General features: G+C 67.6%; 10 protein-coding genes and 1 pseudogene. 5 read left to right on the plus strand and 6 right to left on the minus strand.

Translation table 11 applies throughout. The features are described 5' to 3' along the window. The 4 genes and pseudogenes from AB0B25_RS31075 to AB0B25_RS31090 form a co-directional block, all read right to left on the minus strand. Nucleotides 1-863 (minus strand): annotated as a pseudogene (locus AB0B25_RS31075) (hypothetical protein); the annotation flags it as partial. After that, nucleotides 793-1,836 carry a hypothetical protein gene (locus tag AB0B25_RS31080; RefSeq protein WP_357187145.1) on the minus strand — a complete coding sequence of 348 codons (1,044 nt, stop codon included), beginning with the start codon at nt 1,834-1,836 and terminating at the stop codon, nt 793-795. The pseudogene AB0B25_RS31075 and the gene AB0B25_RS31080, both read right to left, overlap by 71 nt. A gap of 31 nt (nt 1,837-1,867) precedes the next feature. Continuing rightward, the gene (locus AB0B25_RS31085; RefSeq protein ID WP_357187148.1) at nt 1,868-2,893 is read right to left on the minus strand and encodes an NlpC/P60 family protein; all 1,026 of its coding nucleotides are present in this window, start codon (nt 2,891-2,893) and stop codon (nt 1,868-1,870) included. 259 nt (nt 2,894-3,152) lie between these two features. After that, nucleotides 3,153-3,725, minus strand: a complete 573-nt coding sequence (locus tag AB0B25_RS31090) for a C40 family peptidase (RefSeq protein WP_357187151.1) — start codon at nt 3,723-3,725, stop codon at nt 3,153-3,155. A gap of 589 nt (nt 3,726-4,314) precedes the next feature. Here AB0B25_RS31090 and AB0B25_RS31095 point away from each other — a divergent pair. Next, a complete protein-coding gene (locus AB0B25_RS31095; protein ID WP_357187154.1) occupies nt 4,315-6,204 on the plus strand; it encodes a DEDD exonuclease domain-containing protein in 1,890 nt (629 codons plus the stop codon). Between the two features lie 5 nt (nt 6,205-6,209). Next, nucleotides 6,210-6,485: an Lrp/AsnC ligand binding domain-containing protein gene (locus tag AB0B25_RS31100; RefSeq protein WP_357075926.1), complete on the plus strand. Its 276-nt coding sequence runs from the start codon at nt 6,210-6,212 to the stop codon at nt 6,483-6,485. Nucleotides 6,486-6,515: 30 nt separating this feature from the next. Here AB0B25_RS31100 and trpD read toward each other — a convergent pair whose 3' ends face one another. Both trpD and AB0B25_RS31110 read right to left on the minus strand, forming a co-directional pair. Next, nucleotides 6,516-7,577, minus strand: coding sequence for an anthranilate phosphoribosyltransferase (gene trpD / locus AB0B25_RS31105; protein WP_357187157.1), 1,062 nt, complete (start codon nt 7,575-7,577; stop codon nt 6,516-6,518). 50 nt (nt 7,578-7,627) lie between these two features. Continuing rightward, the gene (locus AB0B25_RS31110; protein ID WP_357187159.1) at nt 7,628-8,083 is read right to left on the minus strand and encodes a hypothetical protein; all 456 of its coding nucleotides are present in this window, start codon (nt 8,081-8,083) and stop codon (nt 7,628-7,630) included. Nucleotides 8,084-8,286: 203 nt separating this feature from the next. On the opposite strand from AB0B25_RS31110, the gene AB0B25_RS31115 reads away from it, so the two are divergent. The 3 genes from AB0B25_RS31115 (at nt 8,287) to AB0B25_RS31125 (ending at nt 11,090) form a co-directional block, all read left to right on the plus strand. Beyond that, nucleotides 8,287-8,898 (plus strand): heme-copper oxidase subunit III, encoded by a 612-nt coding sequence (locus AB0B25_RS31115; RefSeq protein WP_357187162.1) that lies wholly within the window; start codon nt 8,287-8,289, stop codon nt 8,896-8,898. Nucleotides 8,899-8,959: 61 nt separating this feature from the next. After that, on the plus strand, nt 8,960-9,823 hold the full coding sequence (locus AB0B25_RS31120) for a cytochrome c (protein WP_357187165.1): 864 nt from the start codon (nt 8,960-8,962) through the stop codon (nt 9,821-9,823). A 91-nt stretch (nt 9,824-9,914) separates the two neighbouring features. After that, the gene (locus AB0B25_RS31125; protein WP_357187168.1) at nt 9,915-11,090 is read left to right on the plus strand and encodes a ubiquinol-cytochrome c reductase iron-sulfur subunit; all 1,176 of its coding nucleotides are present in this window, start codon (nt 9,915-9,917) and stop codon (nt 11,088-11,090) included. The last annotated feature ends 115 nt before the right edge of the window (nt 11,091-11,205 follow it).

The raw sequence follows: 11,205 nt of genomic DNA on the forward strand, positions 1-11,205 counted from the left end.
GTCCGAGCGGCCGAGACTTGCGCCTTCGGCGCGGGCGCTTCGGCCGCTCGGACGCGAGCCGGGCCGCGAACGGTGCTCGTAATACTCGCACTCGACGGGGCGGTGGGTGGTGGGTGGGCGGTTTGTGGTTTGTTGTGTTCGGGTTGTTGCAGTTGTTGGTTGGATGTCTGGTGGCCGGGAATGTGCTGGTGAGGCGGGTGCTTGGTGGCGTGTTGGATTTGCGGCGCCGGGGGGTCGGGGTTCTTTGACGCCGAACTGGGCCGCCATTCGACAGGGTGGGTGGTGAAGGGCGGTTTGTCGCCATCGGGGTGGCCAGATGTTGGTGGGATGTCAGGTGGGCCGGAATGTGCTCGTGTGGCTGGTGCTCGGGTGGTTTGCGGTGAGGCTCCCGTGGGGTTGTGTGGATTGGGCGGGAAGTTGCGGGGGCGCGTTGTATGGGCCGGGGTGGTTCGATGCGTCGGGCTGAGATGTACGGGTGGTCGGCCGCCGTGGGTTTGCTGCTGCTGTGTCGGGGGCTCAGCCGGAAAGGGGGGCGAGATAAGCGCCGGGGAGGTAGGACAGGCCGCCACCGACCGCTGCACCAGCGACACCAGCCGCACCGACGAAATTCGAATGGTGCGTCCGGTTGGGGAAGTCCACTCGATGGCGCGCCGCAGGCCTCCGACCCGTAAATCGAGCACCCACACGTAAGTAGGGGTTCGTGGGTGAGGAATCCATCTGTTGTCGAGATTCGGGACGGTCGAGGATGTTGCGGGAATCTCGGGGTGCGGGGGTGGATGCCTCGGTCCGGGATCAGGTGGTGCGGGCGTTGAGCCAGGAGTGCCAGTCGGCGAGGAAATCAGTGCGGGTGGTGCCGAGGACATCGTGCAGGATGCGGTCCTCGGTGGCGCGGTCCTGCTTGGCCGCGGCGATGCGGTGGTAGAGCTGGACCAGGCGGGACCTGTCGTACTTTTCCGCGACGAAGGCGCAGATGGACCAGGCCTTTTCGTAGGTCAACGCGGCGTCGGGGCCGGAGAACTCGGCGTCGGCGGGCAGGTCCGGTGCGAGGTCGTGTACCCGGGCGCGAGCGGTGACGGTGGGGGCGATGTCGGCGAAACGGTGGCCCTGGTCATGGTGGGCGGTGTAGTCGGCGAATCCCTCCACCATCCACAGTGGTGCGCCGTCAGCGGTCTGGGCGCGGGCCGCGATGTGGGTGAGTTCGTGGCGCAGGAGGGTCGCCAGACCTGCTGGGTCGAGCCGGTGGCCCGCGTCGGGGCTGAAGACAACGCGTTGTCCGGTGGGCCGGGCGCCCGGCGTGAAAGGGTCGGCGACCGATGCGGCGGCGACCTCGGCGGGCAGCAGAGTGCCCGACCGGACGAGTGCGGCGAATTCCGCGGCGGAGGAAGCGACGACCACCAGTGCCGATTGCGCCCAGTCGGTACCCCAGACGTCGGTGACCGCGGCGGTCGCGCCGGCGAGTTCGCGCTCCAGGATGTCGATCTCGATCCGCTGCGCGGAATGGCCGACGACCAGCGACTGCTGTCCGTCGCCGGTCGGCACCCGGCGGGCGACGATCGGTCCGAAAGGTTCGACGATGCGGCGCACTTCGGCCAGTCGGGGATCGGTGGCCGCCGCCTGGCCGACGGAATCGATCGTGGTCGGCGGCGTGGCACGCATTGTCGGCAGTACCCAGTTCGGCAGCATGAGCAGAGCGACACAGGTCCCGCTCAGCAGCATCACCGTCGACACGGTGAGGCAGAACTCGAATCGCCGCCGTGCCGACCACCAGTCGAACAAACGCCGCATACTGCCCACGGCTGCTGGGCGCTGCTGTTCGGCGCTGTGGTGCGCGGTCATACGACGCCGGTGGTTGGCTCGCTCACGATGTCTAGAATCGCCGAGCCGAATGGAACGGCGTCGAGTCCATCGGTGCCACGGCGACGGGGACACCGAATGTGGAGGCGTGCAACATGAGCCCGTTGCCCGCGTAGATGCCGACGTGCGAGATGTCGGAGTAGAAGAAGACGACGTCGCCGGGTTGCAGATCCTTCTTGGCGACCGGCGTGCCGTAGGTGGCCTGCTGCGAACTGGTGCGCGGTACATTTTTGCCGACCTGCTTGAACGCCCACTGGACCAGGCCGGAGCAGTCGAACTGCTGTGGACCGGTCGCGCCCCACACATAGGGGTCGCCGACGCGGGTGAGTCCGGCGGCCAGCGCGCTGGTGCCGCTGCCGGGAACGAGGCCCTGCAACAGCGTGTCGCGATCGAAACCGGGTGGGAACGGGGAGCCGGCCAGTGCCGACTTGTCTTTGGTGGACAGTGCGCTCCATGCCTGCACCACTTGGGCGATGGCACCGCCCAGCTCGCTGCGCTTGTGCTCGAGGTCGCTGCGCACTACGTCGGCCTTCTGAGCGGCCGCGCGGGCGGCGTCGGCGGCGGCGCGTGCGGCCGATTCGGCCGCGGTCGCGGCGTCGGTGGCCTTCGAGTAATGGTCGAGCTGCTCGGAGGTCTGCGCGGAGAGCACATCCAGCGTGGACATCTGGTCGAGCAGCTGCTGCGGCGAGTCGCTGACCAGCACGGCGAACAAGCGGTTGGTGCGGGCGCCCTGATAGGCGGCGATCGCCGTACGGTCGATGATCGGCTGGTATCTGCGCACCTCGTCGCGGGCCAGGTTCACCAGGTCGGTGCTGGCGCCGAGCTTGGCGTCGGCGGCACGCTGGACGACGAGCTTGGCGTCGAGATCGTCCTGCGCGGCGAGCGCCTGTTGGTTGAGCTGCTCGGACTGATGGGAAAGGTCGATCATCTGCTGTACGGCATCGGTCGCCGACCCGGGTAACGCGACCGGATCCGCTCCGGCGGGACTCCCACCGCAGAGTGCGGTGGCCAGGACTCCGGCCGCAAGCGTCCCGCCCACCAGACGTTTCGCACGGTGTCTCCGGTGATGTACAGCCACGGCCCGCAGTGCCCCGTTCTCTCGTGAAGCGATCTCTCGTGAAACCGACGCAGAGACTTCCGTCGATACCGGGGGTTTGCGATGCGCGAACCCGGGCAACCCGAAGGAAGATCTCGATTAGATTACGGAACGGCGTAGGTCGATGTCCAGTTAGAGAACGAAACGATCACGCACGGCTGCGACGGTCGGGCCGCGGCGCACGGGCCGAGCCGGAGCTTTCTCAGAAGCGGCGAGCGCCGGCGATCGGCATGGAGGAGATCGGCGCGAGCTGCACGGGTGTTCCGGCGGTGGACGCGTGCACGATATTGCCGTTACCGGCGTACAGGGCGGAGTGGCCGCCGCCGTAGAAAGAGACCAGGTCGCCGGGCTGAAGAGCATCCACCGATACCGGGGTGCCGGAGGCGAGTTGCGCGCCGCTGGTGCGTGGAAGTTCCCTGCCCGCCTGCCGGTAGGACCACTGCACCAGGCCGGAGCAGTCGAAGGCGTTCGGGCCGGCGGCGCCGTAGACGTACGGCGCGCCGATCTTGCTCATGGCCGCGTCGAGGGCGGCCTCACCGACAGATTTCTGGGGGGCGAGGAACGGGAGTGGAGCCAGTTGCGGCAACTCGATGCCCGGAACCCCCTGGGGGATCTGGACCTCGTTCGGGACCTCGAAGGTCCCCACACCAGGGATGGTCACCGGCTGGGCCGACGCGGGGGCGGCGGGCAGGAGGAACGCGCCGATGGTGGCAGCGCCGACGGCCCCGGCGGCAACTGCGCGTCGTGCCTGTCGCTTGACGGCATTGGTCGTCATGATGCTTACTCCCGATCTGCCTCACGACGCCGCACCCGGTGGTGCCGCGGACTTCGTCGGCGTCGCACCGTTCGGTGTGCCGGACTCCGTGAGGTCTCGAAAAGGTTACGAACCAATCACGGTTGTTTGTAAAGCCGTCGGAATCTGAAATGCGTGCGAGCAACTAATTGCGCGGACAAGTGGTGTGAGATGCGTCTCCGCCAATCACGAAAAGATAACGGCGGCGCCGCCTCGGCGTCGACCGCTGTCGCCGGGCTCTGCGCGCATCGTGTGGTCGGGTGCCATCTAATGTCACGTCATCGATTTCCCCCCAGGTCGACGCGGTGGAATCGGTCGAGGTCACGGGTGGTGATCTGCGTAGCGGGTGCCGTGCCGAGGCCGATTGCTGCACGGCGGGAAATCCTGCCCGCGCCGTTCGACTCGCCAGGGGGATTTGATGCTCTGTTATCTAGAATGTGACCTGCATCTCAATTGAAGCTTCTAGATCGTTTCGCGCGTGATTCGGTGAAATCGCCATTGTGTAATTCGAAACATTCGGGGAATAAATCGCGCCCAGTTCCTGTCGGACCGAGGCTCTAGGCTGCACGCCGTGTCCGACCCCGCGCCGCGCAAAGCCACCGCACAGCAGTTGGCTTTCGACGATCTCGACACGCCCCTCTACGACACCACCTTCGTGGTTGTGGACCTGGAGACCACCGGGACAAGCCCGGGCGCCGACGGCATCACCGAGATCGGAGCGGTGAAGGTGCGTGGCGGCGCGGTGCTCGGCGAATTCGCGACACTGGTCAACCCGGGACGGGCAATTGCGCCCGCGGTCGTGCACGTCACGGGGATCACCACCGCGATGGTCTACGCCGCGCCGCGGATCGAGGCGGTTCTGCCCGGCTTCCTCGAGTTCGCCGCCGGAGCCGTGCTCGTTGCGCACAACGCCCGATTCGACATGGCGTTCCTGCGGGCCGCGGCGGCACAGTGCGACACACCGTGGCCCACTGCGCAGGTTTTGTGCACAGTGAAACTGGCCCGGCGGGTGCTCGCCCGGGACGAGGCGCCATCGGTGCGGCTGAGTTCGCTGGCGCGATTGCTCGGCGCAGCCACCCAACCGACCCACCGCGCCCTGGATGACGCCCGCGCCACGGTCGATGTGTTGCACGCGCTGATCGACCGGGTCGGCAATCAAGGCGTGCACAGTCTCACCGAATTGCTCGACTACCTGCCCGATGTCACGCCCAGACAACGCGCCAAGCGCTCCCTCGCCGCCGAACTCCCCGCGGCGCCCGGCGTGTACCTGTTCCGCGGGCCTTCCGACGAAGTCCTCTATATAGGGACAGCGGTGAACCTTCGCCGCCGAGTTCGCACCTACTTCACCGGCTCGGAAACCAGGGGCCGGATGAAAGAGATGGTGTCGCTGGCGGTTCGGGTCGACCACGTCGTATGTGCGCACGCGCTGGAGGCTGGGGTACGCGAACTTCGACTGCTCGTCGCGCACACCCCGCCGTATAACCGGCGGTCGAAGTTCCCGAAGCGGGCCTGGTGGCTGACTCTCACCGACGAGCCGTTCCCGCGGTTCTCGGTGGTTCGGGAGCCGAGCCGGGATGCGTTGGGGCCGTTCAACTCCCGCAACGACGCCGCGGATCTGGGCGTGATCATCGCCGAGTTCACCGGCTTGCGTACCTGTACAACGCGGCTGCCCCGACGCGGGGTCCACCACTGCCCGTCCGCGATCGTCGGCGGGTGCCCGGCAGGCTCGGGCAGGAGGCCGTTGGAAATGGCGGAGTACGCTCCCGCGCCCGCGCTCGTGCGGGCACTGTTCGCCGGGCGCTCCGATGCGCCGCTGCGGGCCATGCTCGATCGAATCGAAAGTTACTCACATGGAGAATATTTCGAGGCCGCCGCACGGCTGCGTGATCGTGCCGTCGCGGTGGTGCGCGCGCTGCACCGTACCCAGCGGCTCGCCGCGGTAGCGCGCATCGCGGAGTTGATCGCCGCACATCCCGACGGCGCCGGCGGTTGGGAGTTCGCGGTCGTCCGGTACGGCCGGCTTGCCGGATCCGGTACCGCGGCGCGGGGCATGCCTCCGATGCCGATCGTGGAACAGATAGTCGCAGCCGCCGAGACCGTCGTTCCGGTAGGTGATGTATCGCAAGCCGACTACGAGTTCGCGGATCTGGAGCGGCCGTCGCACTCCGATATGCCGCCGCCCGGGCCGCACCCGACGACGGCACGGGTACCCGCGCTCGTCGGCGTGGCCGAGCACACGCCATCGCCGGCGAACGCTCCACCGCTGCGTGGAGCCCCCTCGGAAGAAGTAGCCCTGGTCGTGCGCTGGTTGGCCCGGCCAGGGGTGCGAATCGTCCGCACTACCGAGGGGTACCGCGAGCAGATGTACGGTGCGGCCCGATGGCTGGGCTGGGCCGCGCTGGCCGACACGGCGGCTCGCGCCCAACCCACCGAGCAGGCATATCTCGACCGCTTAGGCTGAGCACCATGATTACCGCGATCGTCATGATTCACGCCGACAACGGCCGCATCCCCGAAACCGCGCAAGCGGTAGCGGACACCGAAGGCGTCACCGAGGTCTACTCCTGCGCGGGTGACGTGGACCTGATCGCGATCGTGCGGGTGCGCGACCACGAGCAGATCGCCCAGGTGGTGACCGGTCGGATCGACAAAGTTCTCGGCGTGCTGCGCACCACGACCCACATCGCGTTCAAGTCGTACTCGCGCGCCGAGATGGAGGCGGGTTTCTCGCTCGGGGAGTGATCCCGGGCGATTCGGCAGCGGCGTTGCGTGTCAGCTGTCGCCGAGCGTCTGTGTCAGCTTCGCCCAGCGGTCGAGCAGCTCGGCCGCCTTGCCGGTGTCGATCGCCTCGGCGGCGCGTTCGATGCCCGCGGCGAGGGCCTCGTGCAGGTCCGCCTCGGGGTCACCCGCCCCGCGCGACCAGTCGTAAGCCACGATCGCGGCGGCCGAGTTCAGCAGCACGGCGTCGCGGACCGCACCGCCGACGCCCGCGAGCATGTCACGGGCGATACCCGCGTTCACCGCGGCATCGCCACCACGCAATGCGTCCAGGTCGACGCGCGGGATCCCGATCCGGGTGGGGTCGATGGCCGTCTCGCGGATCCGTCCGTCGGACACCACCCACACCTCGGTGGTGTCGGAGGTGGTGATCTCGTCCAGTCCGTCGTTGCCGCGGACCACCATGGCGCTCGCGCCGCGCTCGGCGAACACGCCCGCGATCACCGGCAGCAGGTCGGCGAATGCGCAACCGACCAGTCCTGCCCGTGGCTGCGCCGGGTTGGTCAGCGGCCCGAGCACGTTGAACACGGTGGGAATACCGATCTGGCTGCGCGCGGCGCCCGCGAACCGTAGGGCGGGATGGAACGCCGCCGCGAAGCAGAATCCGATGCCGGCCTCCTGCACGCATCGCGCCACCGCCTCCGGTCCGAGCGCGAGCTTCACGCCCAGCGCCTCGAGTACGTCGGCGCCGCCGCTCTTGGACGATGCCGCCCGATTACCGTGCTTGACCACGGGAACCCCGGCCGCCGCCACGACGATCGAGGACATCGTGGAGATGTTCACCGAGCCCGAGCGGTCGCCGCCGGTGCCGACGATGTCGACGGCGTCGCCGTCGATCCGAACCAGGCGCGCGTGCGCCAGCATGCCGGTGGCCAAGCCGGTCAACTCGGCGGCGGTCGGGCCCTTGATCTTCATCGCGACGCCGAACGCGGCGATCTGTGCGGAGGTGGCATTGTCGGACATGATCTCGTTCATCGCCCATGCCGTGTCGTCCGCGGCCAGGTCGCCACCGTCGGCGAGGGTTCCGAGCACCTTGGGCCAGCTGCGCACACTCATACCACTTCTCCCGTCCCACTGGTTCGCGCACCAGTTTGTCGGGAAGCAGCCTAATCCGCGAGACGTGGTTGCCGGGGGTTCGGTTGCAGCGCATCCCAGCCGTCGGCGCGGCCGTCATGGCGCTGCGCCAACCCGGCCATGCGCGAGCGTTCCTGCGCGCAGTGCAGGGCGTCGAGCAGTTGAACCCGCTGCAGGACCACGGTCTGCCACTCCGGCGACTGCGCGGAGTCCGGCCGGACGGTCTGCGGCGCGGGCGCGTATCCGTCCTGCGCCGCGATCGCGCACACGGTCTCGACATGCCGGGGCGGGATGCGCAGATGATGCCGCAGCACTGCGAGGGCGTCCGGCGTCAGGGCGGTCGCCCGCGCCAGTGCCGTCGAACACGCCTCTGCATCGTCGAAACCGGACGCCACCACCACCAGATCCGCCCGGCTCGGGTCGAGCGTTGTCGACTTGCCCTGCCGGAAGACTCGCCGCCACACTCGTGCGAGCACATCTGCCACCATCTCAGCTTCTCCTTACTCTCGCCTGTCATGCTCGTGCGGCGTCCGTCCGGCGCCTCGATCCCGGCAATACGCGCCGTCAGCGGGCGGAATGAACACGCCGATACCCGGTCGAGAGCTCGTCCGCCCGAGTGTTTTCCGACACCGGAAGATAAGTTTCGAACCCGGGTACTCCTGTCGTACTACGACGAGTCATACTTACCCCCGTGACGACCGCAGTAGGGACCCCAGGATCGGCCATTACTCAGCGTGTGCATTCGCTGAACCGGCCTAACATGGTCAGCGTCGGTACCATCATCTGGCTGTCGAGCGAGCTGATGTTCTTCGCCGGCCTGTTCGCGATGTATTTCGTCGCGCGCGCGCAGGCACACGGAAACTGGCCGCCGGAGCCGACCGAGCTGAACCTGAAGCTCGCCGTGCCGGTCACGGCCGTGCTGGTCGCGTCGTCGTTCACCTGCCAGATGGGCGTGTTCGCCGCGGAGAAGGGCGACGTCTTCGGCCTGCGCCGCTGGTATGTCGTCACGCTGATCATGGGCGCGATGTTCGTCTGTGGACAGGGCTACGAGTACATGAACCTGGTGCACGAGGGCACCTCGATTGCCGGTAGCGCATACGGCTCGGTGTTCTACATCACCACCGGCTTCCACGGCCTGCACGTCATCGGTGGTCTGATCGCGTTCGTGTTCCTCCTGGTCCGCACCAAGGTCAGCAAGTTCACTCCCGCGCAGGCCACCGCGGCGATCGTCGTCTCGTACTACTGGCACTTCGTCGACATCGTGTGGATCGGGCTGTTCGCCACGATCTACTTCGTCCGTTGAGCCGGGCGAGACGCCTCGAGCTTTTGCACAAGTCGGTTCCGTCTACTCCAAAGGGACACAGATGAGTTCATCTCCCCCATCAGCGCCAGAGCCCGCGAGCCCCGGGAACGGCCAGGCCAGCAAGACGCGCAGGCAGCGCCGCGTTCGCCGTCGTATCGCGGGTGGGCTTGCGCTGCTGGTGGGCCTCGTCGGAGCAGGTTTCCTGGCATCGGCGCTGACGCCGGATCCGCAACGCGCGACCGCGCACGAGGACCAGTCGGCGCTGATCCGCGAGGGCCAGCAGCTTTACGACACTTCCTGCATCACCTGCCATGGCGCGAACTTGCAGGGTGTGCCCGACCGTGGTCCCAGCCTGATCGGTGTCGGTGAGGCGGCGGTCTATTTCCAGGTGTCCTCCGGCCGGATGCCGATGGCCCGTAACGAGGCCCAGGCGCAGCGCAAACCACCGAAGTTCGACGCGCATCAGACCGACGCGCTGAGCTCGTTCGTGGCGGCCAACGGCGGCGGCCCGACCGTGGCGCGCGACGCTGACGGCGAGCTCGCGCAGGAGTCGCTGCGCGGTTCCGACATCGCCCGCGGTTCGGAGCTGTTCCGGATGAACTGCGCGTCCTGCCACAACTTCACCGGGCGCGGCGGCGCGCTGTCCTCGGGTAAGTTCGCGCCACCGCTGGAACCGGCCAGTGAGCAGCAGATCTATACCGCGATGCTCACCGGCCCGCAGAACATGCCGAAGTTCTCCGACCGGCAGCTGAGCTCGGAGGAGAAGCGCGACATCATCGCCTACGTCAAGAACGCATCCGAAGAGCACAGCCCGGGTGGCTGGGATCTCGGCGGATTCGGTCCCGCGACCGAGGGGCTGGCCATCTGGGTGGTCGGTATCACGCTCGTCGTCGGCGCCGCGATATGGATCGGATCGAGGTCATGAGCGAGCGAACAATGGTCACCGCCGAGCACTCGCTCGTGCCGGAGCCGAGCGCCGGCGAGGTGCAGGCATGAGTGATAAGGAGCGAGACGACATGGGTCGGCCGGACGAGGGCCACGACGCTGAGCCGTCGAAAGAGCAGTCGGCGCACACCACTCCGGCGGAGCCCACCGAGGCGGAACTGGACGCGATGTCGCGGGCCGAGCTGGTGAAGCTCGGTACCGAGCGCGACGACGTCGATGTCGCCTACCGGCGTGAGCGCTTCCCGATCCCTGGCACCCGCGCCGAGAAGCGGGCCGAGCGCGCGGTGACCTTCTGGTTCGCCGTGTCCGGTATCGCGGCCGCGGCGCTGGTGGGCGTGTTCCTGTTCTGGCCGTGGGAGTTCAAGGGAGCGGACGAGGAGGGGCACCAGCTCTACTCCCTGTTCACCCCCCTGATCGGGATCACCCTCGGTGTTGCGGTACTGGTCATCGGTGTCGCGGTCGTGCTGATCCGCAAGCTGTTCATTCCCGCGGAGTTGTCCATCCAGCAGCGGCACGACGGTCCTTCGCCCGAGGTCGAGCGCCGCACTCTGGTCGCCGAGCTGCAGGACGCGCTGGAGACCTCCACGCTGGGTCGGCGCAAGATGATCACCCGTACCGCGGGTGCGGGCGTCGGTGTCCTCGGCGTCGGCGCGTTGCTGGTGTTCGTCGGCGGCATGATCAAGAACCCGTGGGCCAAGGGCGCCAAGTCGCCCCTGTGGGTCTCGGGCTGGACCCCGGACTACCCGGGCGAGACCATCTACATCCGCCGCGACACCGGACGTCCGGACGATATCTTGCTCGTCCGTCCGGAGGACCTGGACGCGGGTGCGATGGAGACGGTGTTTCCATGGAAGGAGAAGTGGCGCGGCGACGAGCACGCCACGCTGGAGTCGCTGCGCGGCATTCGCAACGCCGTCATGCTGATCCGCCTGCGCACCGAAGACGCGCAGAAGGCGATCAAGCGCAAGGGCCAGGAGAGCTTCAACTACGGCGACTACTTCGCCTACTCGAAGATCTGCACCCACCTCGGCTGCCCGACCTCGCTGTTCGAGCAGCAGACCAACCGGATTCTGTGCCCCTGCCACCAGTCGCAGTTCTCGGCGACCGAGTGGGGCAAGCCGGTCTTCGGTCCCGCCGCTCGCGCGCTGCCGCAGCTGCCGATCACTGTCAACGCTGAGGGTTTTCTGGTCGCCAACGGCGACTTCATCGAGCCGCTCGGCCCGGCCTACTGGGAGCGTCGCTCATGAGTCCTTCTGTGGCAGCTCAAGCCGATGAGGCGGATGAGCGGTATCGTGCCGCGGCATTCGTCAAGCGGTCGATCAACAAGGTCTTTCCGACGCATTGGTCGTTCTTGTTGGGTGA

The organism is Nocardia sp. NPDC049190, from assembly GCF_040648115.1.
Classification (GTDB): Bacteria; Actinomycetota; Actinomycetes; order Mycobacteriales; family Mycobacteriaceae; genus Nocardia.

What these genes read in the sequence shown, in the direction of transcription:
- AB0B25_RS31120 (WP_357187165.1), top strand. Translation starts at nt 8,960, where the DNA reads ATGAGTTCATCTCCCCCATCAGCGCCAGAGCCCGCGAGCCCCGGGAAC.
- AB0B25_RS31125 (WP_357187168.1), top strand. Translation starts at nt 9,915, where the DNA reads ATGGGTCGGCCGGACGAGGGCCACGACGCTGAGCCGTCGAAAGAGCAG.
- AB0B25_RS31100 (WP_357075926.1), top strand. Translation starts at nt 6,210, where the DNA reads ATGATTACCGCGATCGTCATGATTCACGCCGACAACGGCCGCATCCCC.
- AB0B25_RS31090 (WP_357187151.1), bottom strand. Translation starts at nt 3,725, where the DNA reads ATGACGACCAATGCCGTCAAGCGACAGGCACGACGCGCAGTTGCCGCC.
- trpD (WP_357187157.1), bottom strand. Translation starts at nt 7,577, where the DNA reads ATGAGTGTGCGCAGCTGGCCCAAGGTGCTCGGAACCCTCGCCGACGGT.
- AB0B25_RS31110 (WP_357187159.1), bottom strand. Translation starts at nt 8,083, where the DNA reads ATGGTGGCAGATGTGCTCGCACGAGTGTGGCGGCGAGTCTTCCGGCAG.
- AB0B25_RS31080 (WP_357187145.1), bottom strand. Translation starts at nt 1,836, where the DNA reads ATGACCGCGCACCACAGCGCCGAACAGCAGCGCCCAGCAGCCGTGGGC.